We start from the raw sequence: 24,231 nt of genomic DNA, 5'->3' as shown, positions 1-24,231 counted from the left end.
GAAATCAAAAGCACTTTTACCTCTCATTTCACTCACTAGCTTACTTCTAGCGATATCAAAGGTACTTTTACCTCTCGGTTCCCTTGCGGCGCTCCAACAACCGTATCTCTACTGTTGCTTCCACCTCCCCCCTCTGATTCCTAGGGTCGAAGCCGATTCAAAGATACTTTTACCTTTGATTACGACGATTCCTGCGGGCGAGGACGTGACTCGAAATATGAATTTTCTAAGGCGCTTTTTATCGCACGATGGTAAGGTAAGCATGGCTAGACGGAAATAACCGACGCTGCGGGAATGATCTTGGCTGCCGCATCAACCACATGCCGGTGGCAGGTCATCATGATAATCTGCCGGGTAGCAGACAGCTCGCCGAGCAGGGCGAGTGCCGCATACAGCCGCCGTTCATCGAAATTAACAAACAGGTCGTCGAACAGCAGCGGGAGATTCGCCTGCCGTGACATCGTCTCCGCAAGCGCCAGCCGGATAGCCAGGTACAGCTGCTCCGCCGTTCCCCGGCTGAGCAGGCCGCTGTCCAGCAGCCCCAGGTTTCTGTGCTCCGCTTTTAGCTCCTTGTTGCCGAGTGTCATTACTACCCGCCGGTACTCCCCTTCCGTCAGTTTGGCAAAATACTCGGAAGCCAGCAGCAGCACCTGCGGCTGCTTCTCCTGCTCGTAGATACGGCGCGTTCTGCCCATAAGCTCAGCCGCCAATGCTGTTACTGCATATTGGCCTGCAATTACCCGCAGCGCCGCCCGCTGCTCCTCGAGCTGCTGGAGGACTGAATCCTCCATCCCGCGCTCCAGCAAATATTCACGCTCCTGCAGCAGCTTGCCCCGATGCTGCAGCATAGCATTGCGCTCATCTTCAATACTAACCGCAGTCTCCTCCGCAGCATTCCGTTCCTGTTCCAGAGTGTATGCATCATGAGTCTCCAGCAGTGTCAGCAGCTCCGCAGCAGCTTGATTCTCCCAGCCCCCAAACATGGCCAGCTCCCATTGGCGGATCGATTTCGTCAACTCAACGCGCTGCAGCACAGCCGATGACCGCCGCAGAAATTCCTCACCGTCAGCAGCCCCGCCTTCGTGCAGCAGCTCACTGGAACGGCGTGAGAGTTCCTCCAGTTCCCTGCCGCTCACTGCCAGCTCTTCCTGCAGTTCCAGCAGCCGGGCGTTCATTCCTTCCCGGCGCAGCAGTTCCACCTGCAGAAGATCCCACTCCCGCTTTCTCAATTCCAGCCAGCTGAGAAGAGATAAACCCGCAGCTTCAAATTGCTGTTGAAGCGGAGAAGCTGAGGCAGCGGTAGTCTTAGAATCCCAAAATGGATGTTCAAGACCGGCTGCCGCAGCGGCATTGGGCATATCAGACCGGTCGGGAGCAGCAACACCGTCCGAGCTTCGAAAAGCTTGAACAGCTCCGGCAGAATGGTCCAATCCATTCACCGGATCTTCCGCAGACAAGTTATGGTGGCCTGCTTCAGCAGGCGTATCCAAATCCATTCCAGCCCGTTCCATCTGCCCGGCTCCAACACCAGCTTCATTCATTAATGCTGATACTTCCCGCTCAAAGGAAAAACACGCGGATTTCAGAGCACTCAGACGCATAGCAAGCTTATGCTCCTGACGCAGCAGTTCGTTGCCTTGCTCCACCAATGAGAAGATATCCGGGAGGCTCTCGGGCGAGAGGCCTTCAGGCAGCTTGCATTCATGCAGCCATTCCTCATAACGTCCGGCCAGCGCTGTGAAATCAGCCTCGGCCTGCTCCAGTTCTGCGGCAAGTGCATGCTCCTGTCCCGAAAGCGAGTCCAGCTCCACCCGGCAGGCCTCCCTTTCGGCAGCCAGCCTGTCCATGCGCTGCCGCCATGCGTTCCAGGCGTCCATGAGCCTGCGAAGCTCCTTCATCCCGGCCTCCAGCCCGCTGGCATCAGGGCTAACGCCTCCCGCCGGCCGCTGCCGCTGCCCCGGCCGGCCAAGCCCGCTCTCCGGCTCCGCGCCGGAGAGCAGCAGCCCCCGCAGCCGCCGCATCTCCGCTGCGGCGGCATCGCCCTCCCCGCCGTGCCCCGGCGGGGCCGCGTCCGCCCTGCGCTCCGCGCGCAGGGCGGCCCACAGGGCCAGGTCCGCTGCGGCCAGCAGGCCGAGCGCGGCCCAGGCGCTGACCGGCGGTGCGCCGGTCAGCCACAGCGCTGGCGGCAGCAGCAGCGTAAGCGCTGCGCCCGCCAGCAGCATGCGCCGGTAGCGCTGCGCCCGGCGCCCGGCACTGCCGGTGCCGCTGCCTGCGGCGCCGCGGCCGCGCAGCGGCTCACCGCCGAGCTGCGCTTCGCGCCAGCGCTCGGCAGCCAGCTGCAGCTCGTCCCAGAGCTGCAGCAGTTCACGCGGGCTGCGCTTGGCTAAGCCCGCGAAATCGGCGGCACCGGCGGCGTGCTCGCGCGCCAGGGCCCGGTCTGCCGCCTGCAGCGAAGCGGCGGCAGCAGCCAGGCGGGAGCGCAGTGTCTGCCGCTCCGCTTCACGGGCTTCCATGCGGCGGTCATACGCGCTGAAGCCTGCCGCAAAACGCCGTGCAGCTTCACGGTCTGCCGCCGTAGCGGAGAAGCCTGCCAGCTCGGCCTTGCCCCAACCTGCCCCGATTCCGCGCAGAATGCGTTCCAGATGCTCTTGCAGCGCCTCAAGTTCAGACGCAAGGCGCTCCGCTTCGGCTTTCTTGTCTTCATAGCTGCTGCGCCGGCGGTCCAGAGCTTCGAGCTGCGGTCCCTGAGCTTGAAGGCATTCATCCGGCGGCTGCTTCGCCAGTTCAGCGGCAAGTTCGCGGTGCTGCCTCTGCAGACGGAATACCACTCCTTCGGCATTCTGCACTTCTGCCTCCAGGGTCCGCCAGCGGGAGGCCCCGTCCTCAGGAAAAGAAGCGATAACCGGAAGCTCCGCCAGCTCCAGCTTGGCTTCGCTCCATTTCAGCCACAGTTCACGGATCTCCTGGGCTTTGCGCAAGTGAACAAGCCTGCCGGCAGCGATCCGCCGGCGGTCTTCCAGCTGTGTCAACTGCAGCTCTACGGCTTCCTGAGCCGCAATATTCTGGTTATATCGCAGCAGATAGGAGCGGCTTTCGGCCACCTCCCGCTCCAGCTTCTCAATCGACTGCAGGATTTTGGCTGCTTCCTGCACCTTTCCGCGCGGCTTGTAGAGCTTCTCCGCATCCTGCTGCAGCCGCCGCTCGGCCCGCATAATCTCACCGCCGCCCCCCATACCGGCATGGAACAGATAGCTACTCATTTCCTCGGACTGCAGCGCGCCAAGCTCCTGCAGCTCATCCAGCGACACAGCAAACAGCTGGCGGAACATACTGCGGGAGATGCCGCCAAGCAAACGCCGCTCCATCTCCGTTTGGCCTGCCTCTTCGGTTCTTCCATCGGGATGACTAACCGTAATGTGCAGCTTTTCGCTTCTGCCCGGTGTCTCTCCGCCTGTCATATACCGGCGGATTCTCCACTGTCCGCCTTCGCTGTCACGCGCTGCAAGCATTCCGCCATGCTGCCCCCCTTGCGCAGGCTCATAGCGCTCCTGGGGATTCACTCTGCCCGGAATGCCGAAGAGCATAGCGCGTATGAACTGCAAGGTAGTGCTTTTACCGGCTTCATTGCGGCCATAGAGCAGGCTTACCCCGCTGTCCAGCTTCATTTCACGGTTATGCAGGCGGCCATAACCGCCAATCTGCAGCTCCTCTATTTTCACCCGGCATCCCCCCGTTCCTCCCGGACAGGCTTCACCGCCTGAGTCCGTGCCGTTTTATCTGTACCTTCCTGTAATAACTCTTTGCCGTTCTCCTTCTGCAATATGCTTTTGGCCTCTGAGACAGAAGACACATCTAGCCGGTCTGGCAGTATTCCAGCATCTGTCTGGAGCTGTTCTTGACGATTATTGTCCTGCATCTGGTTTCCGCCCCCGGCCGGCATGGCTCCGGCATACTCATCCATCCCTGCAAGCAGGGAAATTCCTAGCTCGGCTGCATTTCTCAGCCAGCCCAGCTTCTCCTCCGGTGTGACAGAAGCAAGCATTCTGCGCAGCTCACGGCTCTCCATCAGCGGCTTGAGCGCACTGTCCATCAGCTCATCCAGCCCGGCAGAAGATTGTTCACTCCGCCCGGCCAGCCGCAGCATTTCACCAAGAAAGCTGTCCTCCTGAACGAGACGCCCGCGGTCAACGGCCAGTCCTGTCTCCAGTGCGAAGCCTTCTGTCCAGACCAGACCTGCGTACGCTTTGCGTTCTGCGCGCATGGCCTCCCGCCGCTGCAACTCAGCGAGCAGATCCTCTGCCGCGCCCTTCTCAGCCAGCGCTTTGTGTACAGCGCCTCGTCCTGTCAGCCTGAAGCGGACCACCGACATCAGCTCCGGAAACGCGTCCCTGACCTCTTCCACAGCCTGTTCCACGGCCCCGGCCCACTGCGCTTCATCCGCCAGGCCCTCAATGGAGAGTTCACGGACATGCCAGCGGACAGCATCCAACTCATGAAACTTGAGGGTTGCCTGACCTGCCTCATTCACATCCACAACATAACAGCCTTTAGGTCCGGTCTCTTTAACACTGCGCCCCTGAATGTTCCCCGGGTATACAATCGGCGGCTGCTCATGCAGAACCCTGCGTTTATGTATATGCCCGAGCGCCCAGTAGTCGTAACCGCGCCCGATCAGATCTTTGCGGCTGCAGGGGGAATAAGTCTCATGCTGGGGATCTCCATCAACGTTCCCGTGCAAAAGAGCGATATGATACAAATCGCTTCCCGGCCTGCGTTTAAATTGCAAGGCGGTGTTCTCTGTCACCTTGGCGGTAGGATAGGAAATCCCGCTGACTACAGCAACCTCCCGGCCATCACTGCGGCGCCGGGCAACAGCTTGTCCCGGTTCACTGCCGCCGAATACGGTCACATGCCCCGGAGGCTCAGTGCTAAGGCGGGGGCCGTCCAGCGGATCATGATTGCCATGAATCAGGAACACTGCTATGCCGTGTTTTCCCAGTTCCTGAAGCGCCTCCTGAAAGCGCAGCTGTCCCTGCAGTGAAGCGTCCGAGATATCGTAGACATCCCCGCTGATGACCACAAAATCGGTTTTTTCCTGAACCGCTACGCTAACAAGCCGCCCGAGGGCGGCAAAGGTGGACTCCCTTAAGTAGGAGCGTATAGCCTGCGGAAGCTGCGCCAGTCCGGCAAAACGGCTGTCCAGATGCAGATCTGCGGCATGCAGAAAACGAAAAGGAATCATCGCCTCACCCTTTCGTTCCCGGCTGATACTGCAGATAGGTTTTTTTGAGCTCATTGGCTACACGTGTTAATGAATATAAGCTCTTCGCTTTATCCCAGGCTGAACGGGACAGCTCGTAGCGGTACCCGGGATCGCTGATCACTTTTTCCAGGGCATCCGCCAGGGCTACTTCATCATCCGGATCAACCAGCAGGCCGTTCACCCCGTCTTCAATCTGTTCCGGAATTCCGCCTACATTGGTGCCTACCAGCGCCAGACAGCTGAGTGCCGCCTCCGCAAACACCGACCCAAAGGCCTCCGCGCGGGATGGCAGCACAAAAATATCAAAGAACGGCATAAATTCTTCCGGATGCAGCGTATAGCCGTAAAAGATTGTCTCATTATAAATGCCCAGGCTCTGCGCCAGATGCTCCAGCTCTGCACGGGAAGGGCCGTCACCGATAATATGCAGCACATATTCATGATTGCGTTTTTTCAGCTCGGCGCAGGCTTTGAACAACGTGTCTATTCCTTTGGCCGGTACCAGACGGGTTACGGTTACCAGCTGCGGGATGTCGTTGTCGTGCGGCACCGGCTTGAATCTTTTCTCATCAAAACCGTTCGGAATCACTCCGATCCTGTCAGGCCGGTCAATGTATGGTGCCAGGTAGTCGGCAAAAGAGCGTGACACCGTCATGAGCCGGTCGCTGACATGCTCCAGTTCGCGGTAAATCGAGACAAGAAATTGATGCTCCGGCCCGCCCTCAAGAATAACGCCGTTCAGAATCAACTCGCGTTCATAGCTGGAATGCAAAGTTTGAATCAGCGGGACCCCGGGATAGATTCTTTTCATCGCCAGTCCCGCAATCGGATGATGGGCATGGATCAGGTCATAGTTTTTGCTCATACGCAGCTTGGTCCACCATATATAATCCTTGTAGGTCTGAATATATTTTTGTACCACAGGACTTTCGCCATAGAGGGTCCAGTCAAAGGTTTCAAAACTGACCTCTTCACGCCCCTTGCCGCGGATGCGCTTGGGCAGCCAGAACAAATCCATATCCCAGCGGCTTGAACGAAAGCGTTCCTGCAGATACGGAATCATGGAAGATACACCACCGGGTTGCTCCGGCGGGAAGAATAGCGCTTGCAGCAAGTTCATAAGGCATTCCCCTTTACAATTGCCCCTTTACGATGAGACCCGGCAATTATGATATAGTTGTATATATGTACATTTACAGGTACGCTTAGTTCCCATACCTTGATTTTATCGGTATCCAACTGAAACAGCAACTAAGAAGAGCCTGAAATCTATCTTTGATTTTGACATGAGGAGAAATGATATATGAATGAAGAACGGCTCCCCGCCGCTTATACTGCCGCTATTAGAGAGATGCTGGGGCAGGAGGCGGACGCTTTTCTGGAGAGCTACACTGCGCGGCGGACCCAGGGTCTGCGGTTCAACACGCTCAAAAGCAACTCGCTTTCAGGCCGCGCAGCGGCTGAACACACAGCTGTCCGGTTTGACCTGACGCCAGTCCCCTGGTGTCCTTCGGGATATTATTATGAGGAACCCGTCCGGCCGGGACGGCATGCTTATCATACCGCCGGATTATATTATATTCAGGAACCCTCCGCAATGTCCGCAGCTGAACTGCTGGCCCCCCGCCCCGGTGAGACGGTGCTTGATCTTGCAGCAGCTCCCGGCGGCAAAACATCCCATATCGCTGCTCTGATGCAGGGCCAGGGGCTGCTCGTTTCCAATGAGATTCATCCGGAACGGGCAAAAATTCTGGCGGAGAATGTTGAACGTCTTGGCATCTCCCACGCCGTTGTAACCAGCGCAGCTCCGGGAGAGCTGTCCCGCCGTTTTCCGGAGGTTTTTGACCGGATTATGCTGGATGCGCCCTGTTCGGGCGAAGGAATGTTCCGCAAAGACCCCGCCGCCATCGGCGAATGGTCCCCGGAGCATGTAGAGATGTGTGCGGCAAGGCAATGGGATATTCTCCAGGATGCCTATATTATGCTGAAACCGGGGGGCAGCCTGGCCTACTCTACCTGTACTTTCAACCGCAAAGAGAATGAGGAGACGATATCACGGTTTCTGGACCATTACCCTGATATGGAGCGGATTGCTGAGAAGCGCCTATGGCCTCATCTGGAAAAAGGCGAAGGCCATTTCGTCGCGTTGCTCCGCAAGGCGGCCTCTGAAGAGGAAGCACCAGGCCGCAATAAACGCGGCAGCGGTCGGGGCAAAACCAGCCACAAGCTGCCTGCCAACGCCAGCGATGCCTACCAGCAATTTATGAGCTGGGCAGCGGACGAGCTGCCGGGATTTGCCGGACAGGGCGTGCCTCTGCTGTTCGGAGAAGCCCTGTACCTGCTGCCGGAAGCGTTCGGCGCCAGCTTGCATACAAGCCTCTTGGAAGGGCTAAAGGTACCCCGCGCGGGGCTGCACATTGCACATCTGAAAAAAAACCGCATTGAACCGGCACATGCCCTGGCGATGGCTCTCCAGCCGGAACAAGCGGCGCGCAGTTACAATCTCGCGGCTGACAGTCAGGACATTCAGGCTTGGCTGCGCGGTGAGAGCCTTCCGGTTCCCCTTGAACTGCACGGCTGGACCCTGGTAACTGTGGACGGACTGCCAGTCAGTTGGGGCAAAGCCAGCTCCGGGCAGCTAAAAAACCATCTGCCTAAAGGGCTGCGGATTATCAAAGCCCAGACTGACGGGCAATAGGCAGCTGAACAGCCAAAGGGACCTCCCTGCGCATATGCGGTTACGGCAGATGCGGACAGGAGATCCCTTATAGGAGCGGATTAGTCCGTTTCAAATATTTACACAAAAATCCGGAAGGAGTTATTCCCACCGGATTTATCCGCTTCATATCAAATGTATAGAGGCCTAGAGCAGAATATCAGGGCAGGATCTCCCCCTCAGGACAAGCAGTACTTCACCAATGCGTCGCGCACGCCATGATCATTGTTGCTGCCCGTGACCGCATCCGCTGCCGCCTTGACCTCCAGCGGGGAGTTGTCCATGGCAATGCCAAGACCGGCGTAGGTCAGCATGGATATGTCATTATAATAATTCCCAATGGCCAGAACCTCTTCTTGTGCAATCCCCAGCTGGGAAGCCAGATTCATCAGCGCGTTGCCCTTGGAAGCTTCAGGATGCATGAAATCAACGAAAAATTCCCCGCTGCGCACAATATTATATTGCTGCGTCCAGGTGCTCCATTCGCGCTGGGCTTCGTCCAGAATATCCGCTTTAGTAAATACCGTAAATTTGACAACCGGTTCGCGGAAATCCTCCCAGGCCGGGAGCGATGCAGGCGTAATCCGGAAATGCTCATACATATACGTCGCTTCCTGGGTCAGGTTGGCCACATTGTCCACATACATGTCAAAAGCAGTATTCACATCATAATGAATATCACGCGCGCGGCAATAATCAATATAAGGGTCCAGTCCGCGGGCATCCAGCCCGTAGATATGCAGCACCTCGCGGTCCTCCACCCGAACGGTAGCCGCTCCATTGTGTCCCAGCACATATCCGGCCAGCCCCATCTCCTCCATTAAAGGAATCGAATTCTGCGGGCTGCGGCCTGTACACAAGACGATTAGCCCGCCCTGCCGGGTCACCTCGGCAATAGCCTCCCTGTTTTCCGGGCTTAGCTTGTGGTCGTCATTCAGGAGCGTCCCATCCACATCCAATGCAATCAGTTTGTATTTCATACCCCACCATCCATCCTTGTCAGTCTTAAGCAGTATATTTTATGGTATCTAAAATCTGTTAACCGGAGCCGCTGCTTTAATTCAACCTATATAAACTGAACATGTGATTTTTCTATTTGGGATTAGTCGTGACTCCAGAGAATGTTTGGACTTCCGGCTGTTCATCCCCTTAAGCTTCAGCTTTCCCCTGCGCCAAGCACCCTTAACTCTTCGGCCGTCAGCTCCCGGCAGGCCCCGGGAGCCAGACGCTCATCCAGCTTCAGCGCGCCCATGGAGACTCTTTTTAGGAAGACTACTTTTTTGCCTACCGCCAAAAACATCCGCTTTACCTGATGGAATTTCCCCTCGGTAATGGTCAGTGAAATCTGCGACAGGGTCTTGCTTCCGCGTTCCCTGCCCAAGATGGTGAGCTGTGCAGGCAATGTCACATAACCATCCTCCAGCTCAACGCCGGCGGCAAAAGCAGCGACATTTGCGGCATCCACCTCGCCCTCAACCGTAGCCTCATACGTTTTCGGTACATGCTTGCGGGGCGAGAGCAGCTCATGGGCCAGCTGTCCGTCATTGGTCAGCAGCAGCAACCCCACCGTATCCTTATCCAGCCTCCCGACCGGAAACGGCTCGAACTGCGCGTATTCCGGCTTTAGCAGGTCCAACACCGTACGGTCCCGCTTGTCTTCTGTAGCAGACAGTACGCCCGGCGGCTTATTCATCATCAGGTAGATATATTCACGATAGACTACCGGCTCGCCGCTAACCTCGATTGTATCGGCATAGGGATCCACATGGAAGCCGCTGTCTTTGATTACGGTGCCGTTCACCCTAATCAGCCCCTGCTTGGCCTGTTTGCGGATATCACTGCGTGAGCCTATCCCCATGTGGGACAGCACTTTATCGATCCGTTGTTTTTTGGAAGAATTTCCGGTTGCACTCATTCGCTATGTCCACCTCCAGCCTGCGGGATATTCATTCTTCAGCATGCCGTCCTGCCATTTGCCCCAGCCCGCGCTGTAACCGTCGATACAGACCAGCACATAACCCTTCGGAGAGCTGCCGGAACGTACCGATAAGCGTTCCGCAGGGATCGAGAGTGTCTCGCCCTTCAGATAGGAGACAGCTTCACCGCTGTTGCCCGGCAATGAAAGGCTGCGGATACTTTCTGCAGGATGCAGCGCGGTAGCAAGCGGATGTCCGGGAATGAACCGGCCGCTGCGGACATGCCCGGCATACCAGCCGGGACGAATCGTCTTCAGCCCGTCCAGCGCAGCCTTCGGCAGCGGCGAGAGATACAGATGGTCACCGAACAGCACCGGATACCCGGCAGGCTGCCAGCCCAGCTGTTCTTCGGCGAATACAGAATATGCAGCTAATGCGGCCTCTTCTCCCAGGTCCTGAGACTGGCGTCCCGGAGCAGCGCCCCCGGATTTGCCGGCGGCGCGCCTTCCTTTGCCGCCGCGTCCGCCGTCCGCCCTCGCAGCAGCGGCCTTGGCGGAGGCCTGCGCCTTGCCCTCTTTGTTCCGCGGGGATACCGGCAATGCCTTGTCCCTCTCCTTCAGCTTCAGACCAGCAGCGGCCTCTTCCTGAGAGGCACTGCTTCCGTCATGGCGCAATACGGCCATAAAGTGCCCCTCGCCCTTAACTTTATGCGGCCACAGCCGGGCCGCTCCCGGCAGCCCGCCAAGGCCCGGCGCAAACGATCCGGTTCCGCCAACAGGAATAAGCGAAAACTCCGGATGGCTGGCTAAAAACTCCCCGATGATGCCTTCATTCTCTTCTATGGCAAAGGTGCACGTGGAGTAGACGAGCGTTCCTCCCGGCTTCAGCGCTGCTGCGGCTGAAGCCAGAATTTCACGCTGCATGGCCGCATATTTCAGCGGCGTTTCCGGCTCCCACTGCTTGACCATATCTTCATCCTTGCGGAACATACCCTCTCCGGAGCAAGGCGCATCGATCAGGATGCGGTCAAAAAATCCGGGAAAAGCCGCAGCAATCCGCCCGGGACTTTCATTTAGCACAATGCCGTTGCGGACACCGTACAGCTCCAGATTCTTCGCCAGGGCCTTGGTGCGGTCCGGGTGCAGGTCGTTGCTGACCAGCAGCCCTTCGCCCTGGAGCTTGGCGGCAATCTGTGTGGATTTGCCGCCCGGAGCCGCACATAAGTCAAGCACCCGGTCGCCGGGCCGCACCCCAAGCAGTTCCACCGGAGCCATTGCGCTGGGCTCCTGAATATAGTACAGTCCGGCATGGTAATACGGATGTTTGCCGGGTCTTGCCCCGGCTTCCGTATAGAACCCGGACGGGCACCAAGGAATAGGTGCAAGTGTAAAAGGGGAGAGCGCAAGCAGCTCCTCCACCGGAATTTTTAATGTGTTGGCACGGATGCCGCCATAAGGAGTCTCTTGGTACGACTCCGCAAATTGCTCATAGTCCGATCCCAGCATGTCCTCCATGCGCTGCATAAAAGTGCCGGGCAGCTCAACTGCCATGATGCCTTCCTCCAATAATCAAGGAACACCCCTGCGGGTGCTCCTGTGGTAGCCTTGCTATTCATTATGCCTTATTTGCGGCGGGATGACTCCGGCCGCTGCGGACCGCGGCGCTGCGGGTGGCTGGGAACGATGTCCCGGCCCGCAGCAGCCACTTCCTCGGCAAGCTCCGGGTCCAGCAGCTCAATCGTCAGATCATAATATCCGAACGGCCGCTCCGCGTAGGTTTCGAGCTTTCGCGCGTAATCGCCAGCCTCGCGGGCCAGCTTGGCAAGATTGATGCCAAGGGCATCCGCAGGATACCGCTGCAGCACCTCATACGCCCGGCTCAGCATAATCAAGCCGCCGCGCACGTTGTTATTGCGGAAATGGTACAGTCCTACCGCCGTCTGCAGCAGCGCCTTATAGAGCGGGTCCTTGTCCCGGGCCAGCCACAGCTCTTCAAGCACCTCATGGCATTCAAAATAATCCCGGTCCCGGTTGAAATAGACCAGGTATGCGAGATACAGCCGTTCATAGGCCATCCGGCAGACTGTCCTTTTTGGCATTCGACAGCAGCCCGCGCACATGTTCCAGCAATTCCTTCATCGCGTCCATATCCTGCGCCTGCCAGATTTGATTGAAGCGCTCCTGGCTCTCAATCGCTTCATTGACCAGGTGGTAGAAGTACAACTGGTGAATCGCCTTCAGCAGTTGCGTTGTTGTATTCGAATTGTCCTCAAAGGTTTTCTGGGCCTCCAGGATTTCATCGCGGATGCTGGACATTTCACTGTCCAGAATGGAGGCGGCTTCCGCAGCCGTCTTCAGGCGCAGCCGCATTTCGTCGGGCAGACTCTCCCGGTATTTGTAGTTCAGGGAATGCTCGATGGTGGCCCAGAAGTTCATGGCGAGCGTGCGGATTTGAATCTCGGCGAGCACGATCTTTTGCCCCAGGGCCGTCTGCACCGGATATTTAATAATCATATGGAAGCTGCGGTAGCCGCTTTCCTTATAGTTGGTAATGTAATCCTTCTCGTATAGGACCTCCAGGTCCTTGCGGGCACGGATATATTCCGCCACTCTGCGGATATCCTCGACGAACTGGCACATGATGCGAATGCCGGCAATATCCTCGATTCCCGTTTCCAGATCCTCCATTTTTACATTTAAGCGCTGGGCCTTCTCCAATATGCTTGACAGCCGCTTGACACGTCCAGTCACGAACTCGATTGGTGTGTATTCTTCTCTTTTTTTAAGCTCCGAGCGCATCGTTTTGAATTTAACCTTCAATTCCTCCACAGTTTGTTCATATGGAAGCAAAAATGTTCCCCAGTCCCTGACGTCCATCGCCTTCGTCCTCCTGTCCATTCATCCTTCAGTGATGATCAGCGCCCACCGCTTCTAGGATATGAGAGAATCCGTCCCGCCGCAGCAGCTTCCGTAATCCGGCATGCACTTTGCGGTTAACCTCTGGTCCTTCATAGATGAGAGCTGTATAGATTTCGACCAGACTCGCGCCTGCCCGGATCTTGTCATATGCGTCCTGGCCGGTAAAAATACCGCCTGAACCGATTATCGGCAGCTTGCCGCCCGTCTGGCGGTAGATTCTGCTGATGATTTCCGTCGAACGGTCGCGCAGCGGTTTGCCGCTGAGGCCGCCGGTCTCTCCTGCCTTGTCACTCTGCAGCCCTTCACGGCTGAGTGTGGTGTTGGTCGCGATCACACCATCCATTCCGGCCTCAGCGATCGTATGTACCATGTATTCCAGTTCACCGTCGCTGACGTCAGGTGCGATTTTGACCAGCAGGCTTTTGGCAGCGCCGCTCTGTTGATGCTGAAGCTCCATTTCCTCCTTGACCTGCGCCAGAAGGTTCGACAGCTCGCTGCCATGCTGAAGACTGCGCAGATCCGGCGTATTCGGCGAGCTGATATTGACCACAAAAAAATCACCGTACGGATAAAGCGTACGGATACACTGGCGGTAATCCTCATGTGCAGATTCATTAGGCGTCGTTTTGTTGCGGCCGATGTTCACAGCCACCGGAATTCTGCGTTTCTTAATGGCCTTCAGCCGCCCCGCCATTGCTTCGGCGCCTTTATTATTGAAGCCCATCCGGTTGATCAGCGCTTCGTCCGGCAGCAGCCGGAACAACCGCGGGCTGTCGTTGCCCGGCTGGCCCTTCGGCGTGACCGTGCCCACTTCCATAAATCCAAAGCCGATGGAAGAGAACCCGCCCACCGCTTCAGCGTTCTTATCGAGTCCTGCCGCAAGTCCCACCGGAGTCGGGAAATGCAGGCCGAACAGATCTACCGCAAGGTCGGCTGTTTCGGGAACGCCGTACATAAGCCGCATCGCCGCACTCCCGCCAGGCACCAGATCTGATTTGTTCAGTCCGCCGATGACGAGATGGTGCGCTTTCTCCGGGTCCATTTTAAAGAAAATAGGTTTGCCTAAATGTCTATACAGCACCGTTCTCGCTCCTTCAAAGGGAATCCTTAAGTGATGTCAGGTGAATCCCCGATTCTGTAGGTTTCTTCTTAATTTTAGCCGTTTCCGGGGGAAAAGAAAAGTTTTTTACCAGGCGGTGCTTCCCGGTGAAACCCGGAGTATAGTATTTTTCTTGTAAACGCATTACAATGTAAGGGTAATCAACGATAAAGAGAGAAAGAAGGATGGCCAATATGTCTACAAAGCGCAAACCCCCGACACTGCAGCAGAAGAAAGAAGAAGTCAACCGCAAAGCAATCCTATGGATCAGTGTCAGTCTGGTGCTTCTGATTCTTCTAATTATTGTGTTGTTTATTGTTGCCGGAAATTAATTGAGCCAATGGTAGACTTTGTTGGGGTTGGTCTGATCCAGCGGCGTGCCGGACGGGTAACGCTCATCGGGCAGCAGCAGTTCGTCAGGCAGAACCCCTTTACTAATTTGGACCTTCGTCCCCATCGGCACCATTGCGAACAGCTCCTCCACATCCTCGCGTTTCATCCGGATACAGCCCAGTGATTCATCCTTGCCGATGCTGTCCGGCTCATTCGTGCCATGTATGGCATAGTTGGTGTCCGAGAGCTGCATGCCGCGGCTGCCGAACTCCCCGTTGTCATGCCCGTTCGGATTGACCACCTTGTCAGAGATCACAAACTCCCCCTCCGGCGTCTTCTCGCCCCCAAGGCCAACCGCATAGTTCCTTAGAATGATATTGCCGCTGGTGACTGCCAGGCGGTGATTTTGTTTATCCACAATAATGGCAAGCGGGCTGCTAAAAAAGGGCGGCTGCCCCTTGCTCCGGTTGGCCGTATCCTCCACAGTTCCATTGCCTGCAGCTGTGCCCTCAGTTGTCACAGCCGGGGAAGGCTGCGGCGAAGCCTGGAGCGGCTGTAGTGCCAAAGCTGCGCGTAAAGCGGCGAACTCCTGCTTCATGAGCGGGGTCGTTTTCCCCATAACATTCTCCGGAAAAGGCCGGGTCAGCTCCTTCAGCGATTCAGGCGGCTTTCCCTTGCTGCTGTTGTAGGAACGTATAGCACTCCATAAAGCTGCCAGCTCTTCCTGCTTCCCCTGCCATATCTGCGCCTGCTTCTTCAGCCCGCCGGCTTCCGGGGGTTCGCAGGCACAGGCAGCCGGATCATAAGACTGGTAGACAACCTTCCCATTAGCGCTTTTCTCGATTACAGCCGCAAGCGGCAGGTTCTTCTTCCAGATCAGCCAGCGCCCTGACTTTTTCATCGCCAGCATAGCGGTTTTGGAAGGCGCCTCCCGGTTCTTCAGGGCTGCGGCCAATGCCTGGCCCGCTGAAGCTGCATCTTCACCAGCCGCCGTAAACGCCAAAACAGCCGGGACCGGAGATGCCTCTTCCTCAGTCGGTTTAGCTGCCACCGGCTCTTCTAGATCCCCGGCTGCAGCTTCCGGGACTGACGCCCCGGATTCGTCCAAATTCACGCCAGGGGCTACTGCCGACGGGATCAGCATCAGCAGCAGGAGGAGCAGCGCCAGCAATCCCCGGCGCAGCCTCAGCCTGGATTCATGACGCTGCCGGTTTTCCCTGATCAGCCCTTCCTCATATTCCCGGAGCATTTCCGCCGGGACCTTGCTGTGCTCAAAAGCTTCATATACTTCGCCTGCCTGGTTGAAGCAGTAATTTGCCTTTCCATGCTGTCCGTTCTTATAATATTCCTTACCAAGCAAGTACCATGCCATCTTGTTATCGGGATGCATTTGAACATAGGCTTTGAGATGCTGCGAGTTTTTCATCGGGGCCTCCGCGGATTGTGGAATACTCAATCTTTATATTTTATATCGGCACGCTCATTAAAAAAAGACATCCCCAGCCGCATTTATCGCAGCAAAAGGAATGTCTTTATGGAAATATAAGGATTAGAAATAAGGTTTACCTCATTCCTAATCCTTATATTTTTGCGCAGATACGAATACCCCGGAGGTTTAGCCTTCTTTGTTAAAAGGTGCGTCTGCAATCTTGATGGAGTCCGTAGGACATCCGTCGGCAGAGTCCTGCAGATCATCGAACAAATCGTCGGGAATCGCGGTCACCCCGTGGTTGCCGTCGTTTTCGTAGATCACTTCCGCCAAACCTTCATCATCATAATCAAAAATATCAGGGGCCGTTGCGCCACAAGCACCGCATGCGATGCAGGTATCTTTTTCGACCCAAGTGTATTTAGCCATTTCTTCTCTGCCTCCCGTTGAACAATACAGACCTGTTGCAGCAGCCTGTTATTTTGTCATATTAATATAAATAGAAAACAATTTCAATGGATTTTCAGTTCGTTTCCAATTTTGACGCATATTGCGGATTGGCAATCAGCCGGCGGGATAGGACTTGAATCACTCCTCCGCCGGGTCCACTTTATGAAGATTATCCTTTTGGAGGGAAGTCCCCCGCTCCTTGTGGTTGCGCAGGCGTGCCGAATGGCTGTCGCTCAGCATCCCGGCCGTAAGGACTGCGTTCTCGCCGAACTTATTGCGCAGCATGTCCATCGCTTTGTTAAGCGACTCTTTCTTTGGCTGGCGTTCATAATTGAAGAGATCCAGTTGGATGGCGGAGTCCTCTTTGGCGGTCAGCCCCTGCAGCGTGACCCCCAGCAGCCGCACCGGTTTGTCCCCCTTCCAGTGCCGGGCGAACTGGTCACAAGCCGTCTTGTAGATATCCTCGGCGCTCTCCGTAGGCGTCTCCAGCTGGCGCGAGCGTGTGATCGTCTTCATATCGGGCGTACGGATGGTGAGCTGTACCCCGGACGCCACCAGCCCCTGCTTCCGCAGCCGCCGGGCCACCTGGTCGCTCAGATTCAGCAGAACCGGCCTTGCTTCCGCCAATCCGACAACATCGCTCGGAAGCGTTGTGGTATGCCCGATAGACTTGCTCTGCTCCCTTTCCGGATTCACAACGCCATGATCTATGCCGTTGCCCGCCCGCTTCAGCCAGGAACCCATTACCCCAAAATGCTCCACCAGCATCCGTTCATCCGCTGCCGCCAGCTGTCCGATGCTGTAGATGCCGAGCTTCCGGAGCTTCTCCGCGGTTTTGCCTCCGATGCCGAACATCTCGTTGCAGGGCTTGTCCCACAGAATATCCGGCACGTCGCGCAGCCGCAGGATCGAGATGCCGTTCGGCTTCTTCAGATCGGAAGCGATCTTCGCCAGCAGCTTATTGGGGGCGATGCCGATGGAGCAGGGCAGCCCAAGCTCCTCCATAATGCGCCGCTGAATACCTTCGGCAATTTCCAGCGGGGTCCCGAATTGGCGTGAACCAGTAATATCCAGATAACATTCATCTATCGAGACAGCTTCCAGCAGCGGAGTATAACTGTAGGCTATCTGCATAAAAGCATTAGAGTACTTGCGGTAGAGATGAAAATCCGGCTTGATCAACAGAAGCGAGGGACAAATGCGCAGTGCTTTCTGCACCTGCATCCCTGTTGAAATCCCGAGTCTGCGCGCTGCATAGGAGCAGGTAACAATAATTCCCCTGCGGAGCTCCACGCTGCCGGCAACGGCCGTTGCTTTTCCTTTATATTGATCCGGGTCTTCCGCCTCATGCACAGAGCAATAGAAAGCATTCATATCCACATGCAGAATCACCCTGCCGCTTGCCGGATAATATTGATCCACATTCCGCACAATATCTACCTTCTTATCTTAGGGTTTCCATTGTTGGTTTCAGCATACCTCTTCTCCCGGCGCAAGGTCAACCAGGTGTGCATCTCCTCCAAAGTTCTTTGTTACATTCCCGCGTAAAAATGCTATAATATAAAAATTCAAAAACTTTTAGGAGGACTCTCATGTCTAAGTCCATTTCCATCTTCGATACGACGTTGCGTGACGGCACCCAAGGTGAAGGCATCAGTCTGTCGGCAGATGACAAGCTGAAGATTGCCAAGAAACTCGATGATCTGGGTGTGCATTATATTGAAGGTGGCATCCCGGGGAGCAATAACAAGGACATTGAGTTTTTCAAAAGAGTCAAGGAATTGCATCTGCATGCCAAAATCACCGCATTCGGCAGCACCCGGCGCAAGAATTCCATCACCGAGCATGACGAGAACCTGCAGCGGATGATTGATGCCGGTGTTCCGGCGGCCACTCTGGTCGGGAAGTCATGGGACTTCCATGTTCACACCGCACTGCAGACTACCCTTGAAGAGAACCTTGCGATGATCGGTGAGTCCATTGCCTATCTGAAGCGCAAAGGCCTTGAGGTCATCTTTGATGCAGAGCACTTTTTCGACGGTTATAAGAACAATCCCGAATATGCTGCTGCCGTCCTGGGAGCGGCCCGTGAAGCCGGCGCGGATTGGCTGGTCATGTGCGACACGAACGGCGGGACTCTTCCGAATGAAATTCAGGAGATTGTATCCGGCTTAGCTCTTCAGCTGCCTGGAGCCCCGCTCGGCATTCATACCCACAACGACTGCGAGCTCGCGGTCGCAAATACACTCAGTGCCATCAGCGCAGGTGCGCGGCAGGTGCAGGGTACGATCAACGGCTACGGTGAACGCTGCGGAAATGCCAACCTGTGCTCCATTATCCCTACCCTGCAGCTCAAAATGGGGTATCACTGTATCCCCGGCGATTCTTTGCCTCAGCTAACCAATACCGCCCACTATATCAGCGAAGTGGCCAACGTGAACCTGCCGGTGAATCAGCCTTATGTAGGCAATGCCGCCTTTGCGCATAAAGGCGGCATCCACGTGTCGGCCATTTTGCGTGATTCCCGCACCTATGAGCATATCGCTCCCGAGCTTGTGGGCAACAAGCAGCGGGTGCTGGTCTCCGAGCTGGCGGGCCAGAGCAATGTCCTGTCCAAAGCACAGGATATGGGCTTGAGCCTCGACCCAAGCAGCGAGCAAGCCCGCAAGGTGATCGACAAGATCAAAAATCTGGAGCATCAGGGCTATCAGTTCGAAGGTGCAGACGCCTCTTTGGAACTGTTGCTGCGCGAAGCCACCGGCGAGATGAACGAGCTGTTCACCTTTGAATCGTTCAAGATGCTGGTGGAAAAGACCGCCGGCAGCCCCGTTGTCTCCGAAGCCTTTGTCAAACTGAAAGTCGGCGGAGATAATCTCTATACCGCTGCCGAAGGCAACGGTCCGGTCAATGCGCTGGATAATGCGCTGCGCAAGGCGCTGCTGACTTACTTCCCGCAACTGAAAGACATGCATCTCTCCGACTACAAGGTGCGGGTGCTTGACGAGAAGGACCAGACCGCCGCGAAGGTCCGGGTATTGATCGAATCCAAGGACTACAGCGACACCTGGAACACTGTCGGGGTATCCAGCAATGTGATTGAAGCAAGCTGGGAGGCACTGGTGGACAGTATGCGCTATGCCCTTCTCGGTCAGATTTCGCTGGAAAATGGCACAGAAATAAGCAGCGGGCCCAGAGGACTCGTAAATCACTAATTCAGAGGAAACAGTCTATATTTCAAAACAAAGCCCCTCGCACCCGGGACGTTCCCGAGGGTGCTGAGGGGCTTTGCTAACCTTTCCGTATCCCTGTTGATCAGGAACCGGTCAGGGTAATGATCTTCTTTTCAAGCTCTTCCGGGGACAGGAGCCCGAGAATCACCTCGGCGATCACGCCGTTTTTGTCCACAAGGACATTGGTGGGGAATACAGCACCTTTATATTTGTCAAAAATCTCACCTTTAAGATCATACATAACAGGAAACGCCAGCATATACTTCTTGACAAACCGTTCCGCGTTAGGCTTGTAATCCTGGCTTGTTACGTTGATCCCATAAACGTCGAGCACATCTTTGTACTTCAAAGCCAGCGCATTCAGCGCAGGCGCCTCCTGCTGGCAAGGCTCACACCAGGAAGCCCAGAAATTCACCAGCACCGCTTTTTCTCTGGCCCCTTCAACGGAGTAGTTCTCTCCATTTACTCCCTGCAAAGTGAACGCGGGTGCCGGCTGGCCCTTACCCGCTCCGCTTGCAGGTTTGGAGCTTCCCTGCTGCTCCATGGCTGGGACCGCTTCCGGCTCTGACTGGGTTGTACGCTCTATAGCCAGAAAAGCCAGGAAAACAATGACCGCTATAACCGTTATATTTCGTTTATTCACAGCTTTCATAGTGGTTTGTCCTTTGCAAGTGGGATGTTTTTCTCCTATTGTACCCCCAATTGCGGCAGTTTCAAACCAATACAAAAAAGAGGATTTCGCCAAAGGACGAAACCCTATGAAGAGAGAGGGGTGAACAAGTGACAGCATTCCAGGGAAACCTCCAGCCGATTAAGCTGAATGCCTCCGTGCAGCAGGCGCTGGGGAAGCACATGCTGACCTGTTATCCGCATGAAGCATGCGGAGTCCTGCTGGGCGCTGCCGCAGCGGGCGGCATGCGCATCGACAGGTATCTGCCGATGCGCAACGTAGCGCCTGACCCGCTGCACGCTTTTGTCCCTGACCCGCAGGAATGGGTTGCCGCTCTTTATCTAAAGCCTGCGCCAGTTGGGATATTCCATTCCCATCCGCATACAGCCCCTTGGCCTTCCAGCGCGGATATCCGGGGCTTGTCTTCGCTCGGCGCCGAATTCCAGGTCTATCTGATCGGATCTCCAGGGCTCAGCAGCAGCGCCCCCCGATTGAACGGTTTCCTGATCGGCCGCCACCTTGACGCCAATGGCAAGCCAAGTTGCACACTACTGCAATCAACCCTTACGCTCTGCTGAGATAAGCGTACAGGTCACCCAGGGTATCCACCTGCTTTTTCTTGGAAATCTCCCGCAGATAATGAACCCATAACTGTGCCGTCATCCTGGCATCCTCCAGCGCATTGTGCCGGCCTTGAATCGGGATTCCATGTACGGCCAGCAGCTCATCGAGTGTGTAATTGCTCCGGTGCGGCTCCAGCCAGCGGGCCAGCATCATGGTATCGAGCACCCGGTGGGTGAGCTGAACCTTGGAGGTCTTCCACAGGGCGGCATTCAGAAAGGATTTATCATGATTGCTTCCATGCGCCACCAGCACCTGTTGCCCCACAAATGACATGAAATTATGCAGGCCGTCGATCAGCGAAGGGGCCGCCGACGTCATTTCTTCTGATATTCCCGTTAGTTTCGTAATGTCCTCCGGAATTGAGGTTTGACAGTTCACCAGGGTATAAAAGCATTCCTCTTCCTTAATTTCCTCACCGACGACCTTGACAGCGCCAAAAGACAGAATCTCATCGCCGTGCTGATGGGAAAAGCCCGTCGTTTCCAAATCAAAGATAACCGTCTCCAGCTCCGAGAGCGGAGTATGCAGTACTTCAGGGCGCCGCTTCTCGCGCATCAGCGACCGGATAAAGGCCATCTGCTGCGCCGTTTGCTGTGCCGTTTCCCCGCCCCTGATGGACGCGATGGCGGACGGCATTCCGCCCTGCCTCAGATTGTTCCAGAACCCCCCGCCTTTGTTCGGCTCCTTCATGACTGCCTCCTTTCTGCTGACCGGAGCTGACGCTGCAGGGCTTTGTGCAAACGCCTGACAAGCAGCAGACTATCCCGCAGCTCCGATAAAAGCTGCTTGTTCTTCAGGTCGCTCTCAGCAATATAGTCACTGCTGGACAATAAGCCGTCCTGAACGGCATAGGGTGTATTCACACGCATACGCTGCGCCGTTAAAAAAGCACGCCTGATATCATCCAGATGCTCATACTTTCCGAGCTTAGCCAGCTGCTCCAGCCTCTTCAGCGTTGAGCTGTCCCGTACACCGTGAAGCAGCGCCAAATGTCTGACGATATTAACCAAAGGAATATAGACACCGTATTTAACGTCAAAGCCTCCCGCATAATCGCCAAAACGCTCCGTAAGCACCTGGCCGAGCAGATTAAGCGTGGCTTTGTGGCGGACCGTATTGCGGAGCACCGCTGTAGACAGTTTCTCATTATTTACGAAGCCCGCATGCAAGGCTTCCCTCCACTCCGTGGACAACGCTGTATTTCCTGCAACATGGCGCATATCGGAGGCAATAATGAGATAGCGGATCGGTTCCCATTCCAGCTGGCTCATCCAGCCTGCGAGCTGCCGCTTCCATTCGGGCAGCGTTTTGCGCCATAAGGGTTCAGAGCACATCACTTTGCCGTCGCATTTCTCATAACCTGCTTCTTCAAGCACATTGGACAGCATCACACCAAAGGCTTCAAAATAAACTTTTTTAATACCATCCGGTTCCCCTTCAACAATTAGACCGTTATCCTGATCACTCCATAGGGTGGCTTCCTGTCTGCCGGCACTGCCGAACACAATAAAGGAATAGGCGCAGGGAGGCGGGCCGTAGCCCGCCTCTTTCATCTGCGCCTCACATATGCTGACCGCCGCCCCGGCAATCCGGTCATGCATGGCATTAACCCGGGACAGCCATTCCTCAACCGGAATAACGTTTAACTGCTCCAGCAGTACTGTTTGACAAGCGATACGCCTTGCCTTAAGCTCCTGCGGCGAACCGGCCGCTGCGATGGACAAATATCTTTTATCTTCATTCCACTCTGCCGTCTCCATCGAAGCCACTCGGTCCGCCTCCCAACAAGTGAAGTTATTAGTGTTTTAGGGTCTTGGATTCCGATTCTGCAATCAGCTTCATTTGTTCCGGATAGCCGTAAGTCCCATGTTCACTGATGTCCAGACCCATCAATTCTTCTTCCTCTGTAACCCGGAGACCGATAACCAGCTTCATGACATAGAGGATGATGAAGGACATTACAGCAACGAATACGAAGGTACCTGCAACCCCGAGAATCTGAACACCCAATTGGTGGAATCCTCCGCCGTAGAACAAGCCCGCTTTCCCAACAAGTGCGCCTTTAGTAATCAGATCAGGTGTTGCGAACAAACCGGTGGAAACCGCACCCCACATCCCTGCAATACCATGTACGGAAAAAGCATAAATCGGATCGTCAAGTCCTGCACGTTCCAGCCACTGCGAAGTCATGAATGTGAAGGCGCCGGCGACAAAGCCAATCAGAATTGCAGCCCAAGGCTCCACAAATGCGCAAGCCCCAGTGATGGCAACCAATGCAGCCAGCACCCCGTTCAGCATAGCCGGAATATCCGACTTGCCGAAGTACAGCCAGGAAGCGATGAGCGCAGCCAGACCGCCTGCTGCTGCAGCAATATTAGTTGTCAATGCCACATGTCCGAAGAATCCGCCCATAGGGGACAATGCGCTGCCGGGGTTGAATCCGAACCAGCCAAACCACAGAATGATTACCCCAAGAACAGTGAACACTTGGTTATGGCCTGGAATGATAACAGGTTTGCCTTCTTTATTGAATTTACCAAGACGGGGCTTAAGCAAAATAGTTGCAACAACCGCCGCCGTAGCACCTGTAAGATGGACAACGGTGGAACCTGCATAGTCCTGCATGCCCAGCTCAGCCAGCCAGCCGCCGCCCCATACCCAGTGAGCAACAACCGGATAAATCACGACGGAGAACAAAATACCGAATACGATATATACGCTTAGTTTAGCACGTTCTGCCATACCACCGGATACGATGGCCAGGGAAACTGCTGCAAATGCCATCTGGAAGAGGAATTTAACATTTAGAGTGACATCGGAGAATGCCAGGGAATCGAACGATGCAGCTTGAGTATCCCCGCCGTACAGGAAGCCTGTAGTTCCGAAGAATCCATTGCCGTTCCCAAACCCGAACCCGAAGCCGATAGCCCAGAAGCATAAGCTCGCGATTGCCAGCGTCAGTACAGTCTTACCTGCAACGTGGCCTGCGTTCTTCATCCGGACCGAGCCGGCTTCAAGCATTGCAAATCCCGCTTGCATAAAGAATACCAGAATGAAGGCCAGGAACGTAAACGCCGTATCCAATCCGATTTGCAAATCCGGTGCTGTCGGGCCGTCAGCGGCAAATGCGCTAACCGGATAGACCATCAATGTGATCATAGCCAGAAACATCATTATCATCTTTTTTCTCATTCTTTACCCCACTCCCCAGTGTTATATTTTCTAACAAAGCGTGAAACTCTTAATGTCATTATAATCAGAAGTCAGGTAAATTGACAAGACTATTTTTTTGGATAGCTTAATTTATTTATGGAAGCTCATGTTTTCTTCGAAAATGGACATCCCCCTCATTTATTACAGCGATAAGAAGTGATTTCCACAATAGAAGTTAACATGATATGTAATATATTTCACCAATGCTTTCAGACCCTCTCAAGTGAATTGCATATGCTGAATATAAGACCAACCACACAGGCATCTTATGCTACTCCCAGCATATACTTAAAGTAAGTATGACGTTTGACTGTACGGTTTGTGATTTGCTATCATTAAGTATGCTCTATTATTATAGAAAGAAAAATAT

Annotated in this window: 20 protein-coding genes; 4 read left to right on the top strand and 16 right to left on the bottom strand. The window is 55.2% G+C overall.

Going from position 1 to position 24,231, the window contains the following annotated elements; genetic code table 11:
* Positions 1–266: 266 nt before the first annotated feature.
* The 3 genes from PRIO_RS12740 to PRIO_RS12730 are packed head-to-tail and all read right to left on the bottom strand — an operon-like array spanning position 267 to position 6,383.
* A complete protein-coding gene (locus tag PRIO_RS12740) occupies positions 267–3,719 on the bottom strand; it encodes an AAA family ATPase (RefSeq protein WP_046502693.1) in 3,453 nt (1,150 codons plus the stop codon).
* Positions 3,716–5,296 carry a metallophosphoesterase family protein gene (locus PRIO_RS12735; RefSeq protein WP_231869876.1) on the bottom strand — a complete coding sequence of 527 codons (1,581 nt, stop codon included), beginning with the start codon at positions 5,294–5,296 and terminating at the stop codon, positions 3,716–3,718. The genes PRIO_RS12740 and PRIO_RS12735 overlap by 4 nt, the downstream gene beginning before the upstream one ends.
* Positions 5,247–6,383, bottom strand: a complete 1,137-nt coding sequence (locus PRIO_RS12730; protein WP_020428895.1) for a glycosyltransferase family 4 protein — start codon at positions 6,381–6,383, stop codon at positions 5,247–5,249. The genes PRIO_RS12735 and PRIO_RS12730 overlap by 50 nt, the downstream gene beginning before the upstream one ends.
* A 183-nt stretch (positions 6,384–6,566) precedes the next feature.
* On the opposite strand from PRIO_RS12730, the gene PRIO_RS12725 reads away from it, so the two are divergent.
* Positions 6,567–7,961 carry an RsmB/NOP family class I SAM-dependent RNA methyltransferase gene (locus PRIO_RS12725; protein ID WP_020428897.1) on the top strand — a complete coding sequence of 465 codons (1,395 nt, stop codon included), beginning with the start codon at positions 6,567–6,569 and terminating at the stop codon, positions 7,959–7,961.
* 197 nt (positions 7,962–8,158) lie between these two features.
* On the opposite strand, the gene PRIO_RS12720 is transcribed toward PRIO_RS12725, so the two are convergent.
* The 6 genes from PRIO_RS12720 to PRIO_RS12695 form a co-directional block, all read right to left on the bottom strand.
* Complete coding sequence (locus tag PRIO_RS12720; protein WP_046502686.1) at positions 8,159–8,959, bottom strand: Cof-type HAD-IIB family hydrolase; 801 nt, start codon at positions 8,957–8,959, stop codon at positions 8,159–8,161.
* Positions 8,960–9,135: 176 nt separating this feature from the next.
* Positions 9,136–9,894 (bottom strand): pseudouridine synthase, encoded by a 759-nt coding sequence (locus PRIO_RS12715; protein WP_020428901.1) that lies wholly within the window; start codon positions 9,892–9,894, stop codon positions 9,136–9,138.
* A 3-nt stretch (positions 9,895–9,897) separates the two neighbouring features.
* Entirely contained in the window at positions 9,898–11,445 is a 1,548-nt protein-coding gene (locus tag PRIO_RS12710; protein WP_020428903.1) for an RsmB/NOP family class I SAM-dependent RNA methyltransferase, read from the bottom strand.
* Positions 11,446–11,516: 71 nt separating this feature from the next.
* A complete protein-coding gene (locus tag PRIO_RS12705) occupies positions 11,517–11,993 on the bottom strand; it encodes a DUF309 domain-containing protein (protein WP_331709836.1) in 477 nt (158 codons plus the stop codon).
* Entirely contained in the window at positions 11,959–12,771 is an 813-nt protein-coding gene (locus PRIO_RS12700) for a GTP diphosphokinase (RefSeq protein WP_020428909.1), read from the bottom strand. Before PRIO_RS12700 ends, PRIO_RS12705 begins: the two co-directional genes overlap by 35 nt.
* Positions 12,772–12,799: 28 nt before the next feature.
* Entirely contained in the window at positions 12,800–13,894 is a 1,095-nt protein-coding gene (locus PRIO_RS12695) for a quinone-dependent dihydroorotate dehydrogenase (RefSeq protein ID WP_020428911.1), read from the bottom strand.
* Positions 13,895–14,106: 212 nt separating this feature from the next.
* Here PRIO_RS12695 and PRIO_RS36035 point away from each other — a divergent pair, with 212 nt between their 5' ends.
* Positions 14,107–14,244: a hypothetical protein gene (locus PRIO_RS36035; protein ID WP_167330823.1), complete on the top strand. Its 138-nt coding sequence runs from the start codon at positions 14,107–14,109 to the stop codon at positions 14,242–14,244.
* On the opposite strand, the gene PRIO_RS12690 is transcribed toward PRIO_RS36035, so the two are convergent.
* The 3 genes from PRIO_RS12690 to PRIO_RS12680 all read right to left on the bottom strand — a co-directional run bounded on the left by PRIO_RS12690 (position 14,241) and on the right by PRIO_RS12680 (position 17,555).
* Positions 14,241–15,671 (bottom strand): L,D-transpeptidase family protein, encoded by a 1,431-nt coding sequence (locus tag PRIO_RS12690; RefSeq protein ID WP_046502671.1) that lies wholly within the window; start codon positions 15,669–15,671, stop codon positions 14,241–14,243. The genes PRIO_RS36035 and PRIO_RS12690 overlap by 4 nt on opposite strands.
* A 189-nt stretch (positions 15,672–15,860) precedes the next feature.
* A complete protein-coding gene (locus PRIO_RS12685; RefSeq protein ID WP_025705212.1) occupies positions 15,861–16,103 on the bottom strand; it encodes a ferredoxin in 243 nt (80 codons plus the stop codon).
* 159 nt (positions 16,104–16,262) lie between these two features.
* Positions 16,263–17,555 carry a DNA polymerase IV gene (locus PRIO_RS12680; RefSeq protein WP_020428921.1) on the bottom strand — a complete coding sequence of 431 codons (1,293 nt, stop codon included), beginning with the start codon at positions 17,553–17,555 and terminating at the stop codon, positions 16,263–16,265.
* A gap of 161 nt (positions 17,556–17,716) precedes the next feature.
* On the opposite strand from PRIO_RS12680, the gene cimA reads away from it, so the two are divergent.
* Positions 17,717–19,336: a citramalate synthase gene (gene cimA / locus PRIO_RS12675; protein ID WP_020428923.1), complete on the top strand. Its 1,620-nt coding sequence runs from the start codon at positions 17,717–17,719 to the stop codon at positions 19,334–19,336.
* Between the two features lie 100 nt (positions 19,337–19,436).
* Here cimA and PRIO_RS12670 read toward each other — a convergent pair whose 3' ends face one another.
* Positions 19,437–19,997 carry a TlpA family protein disulfide reductase gene (locus PRIO_RS12670; RefSeq protein WP_231869875.1) on the bottom strand — a complete coding sequence of 187 codons (561 nt, stop codon included), beginning with the start codon at positions 19,995–19,997 and terminating at the stop codon, positions 19,437–19,439.
* Between the two features lie 137 nt (positions 19,998–20,134).
* On the opposite strand from PRIO_RS12670, the gene PRIO_RS12665 reads away from it, so the two are divergent.
* A complete protein-coding gene (locus PRIO_RS12665) occupies positions 20,135–20,602 on the top strand; it encodes a M67 family metallopeptidase (protein ID WP_020428926.1) in 468 nt (155 codons plus the stop codon).
* Here PRIO_RS12665 and PRIO_RS12660 read toward each other — a convergent pair.
* From PRIO_RS12660 to PRIO_RS12650, 3 genes are read right to left on the bottom strand one after another with little or no spacing between them, the layout of a single operon-like run.
* Entirely contained in the window at positions 20,589–21,338 is a 750-nt protein-coding gene (locus PRIO_RS12660) for an exonuclease domain-containing protein (RefSeq protein ID WP_020428928.1), read from the bottom strand. The genes PRIO_RS12665 and PRIO_RS12660 overlap by 14 nt on opposite strands.
* Positions 21,335–22,408 carry a DUF294 nucleotidyltransferase-like domain-containing protein gene (locus PRIO_RS12655; protein WP_039788648.1) on the bottom strand — a complete coding sequence of 358 codons (1,074 nt, stop codon included), beginning with the start codon at positions 22,406–22,408 and terminating at the stop codon, positions 21,335–21,337. The genes PRIO_RS12660 and PRIO_RS12655 overlap by 4 nt, the downstream gene beginning before the upstream one ends.
* A 37-nt stretch (positions 22,409–22,445) precedes the next feature.
* Positions 22,446–23,840, bottom strand: coding sequence for an ammonium transporter (locus PRIO_RS12650; RefSeq protein ID WP_020428932.1), 1,395 nt, complete (start codon positions 23,838–23,840; stop codon positions 22,446–22,448).
* Between the last annotated feature and the right edge of the window lie 391 nt (positions 23,841–24,231).

Source organism: Paenibacillus riograndensis SBR5, from assembly GCF_000981585.1.
Taxonomy (GTDB): Bacteria; Bacillota; Bacilli; order Paenibacillales; family Paenibacillaceae; genus Paenibacillus_AQ; species Paenibacillus_AQ riograndensis.
The sequence above is the reverse complement of the archived record's forward strand: the minus strand, read 5'-3'. Positions and strand labels throughout refer to the sequence as shown.

Bases quoted from the DNA above. Each gene is read 5' to 3' on its own strand.
- PRIO_RS12730 (WP_020428895.1), bottom strand. From the start codon at position 6,383: ATGAACTTGCTGCAAGCGCTATTCTTCCCGCCGGAGCAACCCGGTGGT.
- PRIO_RS36035 (WP_167330823.1), top strand. From the start codon at position 14,107: ATGTCTACAAAGCGCAAACCCCCGACACTGCAGCAGAAGAAAGAAGAA.
- PRIO_RS12735 (WP_231869876.1), bottom strand. From the start codon at position 5,296: ATGAGCTCAAAAAAACCTATCTGCAGTATCAGCCGGGAACGAAAGGGT.
- PRIO_RS12660 (WP_020428928.1), bottom strand. From the start codon at position 21,338: ATGAAGGAGCCGAACAAAGGCGGGGGGTTCTGGAACAATCTGAGGCAG.
- PRIO_RS12685 (WP_025705212.1), bottom strand. From the start codon at position 16,103: ATGGCTAAATACACTTGGGTCGAAAAAGATACCTGCATCGCATGCGGT.
- cimA (WP_020428923.1), top strand. From the start codon at position 17,717: ATGTCTAAGTCCATTTCCATCTTCGATACGACGTTGCGTGACGGCACC.
- PRIO_RS12700 (WP_020428909.1), bottom strand. From the start codon at position 12,771: ATGGACGTCAGGGACTGGGGAACATTTTTGCTTCCATATGAACAAACT.
- PRIO_RS12720 (WP_046502686.1), bottom strand. From the start codon at position 8,959: ATGAAATACAAACTGATTGCATTGGATGTGGATGGGACGCTCCTGAAT.
- PRIO_RS12690 (WP_046502671.1), bottom strand. From the start codon at position 15,671: ATGAAAAACTCGCAGCATCTCAAAGCCTATGTTCAAATGCATCCCGAT.
- PRIO_RS12725 (WP_020428897.1), top strand. From the start codon at position 6,567: ATGAATGAAGAACGGCTCCCCGCCGCTTATACTGCCGCTATTAGAGAG.
- PRIO_RS12715 (WP_020428901.1), bottom strand. From the start codon at position 9,894: ATGAGTGCAACCGGAAATTCTTCCAAAAAACAACGGATCGATAAAGTG.
- PRIO_RS12655 (WP_039788648.1), bottom strand. From the start codon at position 22,408: ATGGAGACGGCAGAGTGGAATGAAGATAAAAGATATTTGTCCATCGCA.
- PRIO_RS12650 (WP_020428932.1), bottom strand. From the start codon at position 23,840: ATGAGAAAAAAGATGATAATGATGTTTCTGGCTATGATCACATTGATG.
- PRIO_RS12705 (WP_331709836.1), bottom strand. From the start codon at position 11,993: ATGCCAAAAAGGACAGTCTGCCGGATGGCCTATGAACGGCTGTATCTC.
- PRIO_RS12710 (WP_020428903.1), bottom strand. From the start codon at position 11,445: ATGGCAGTTGAGCTGCCCGGCACTTTTATGCAGCGCATGGAGGACATG.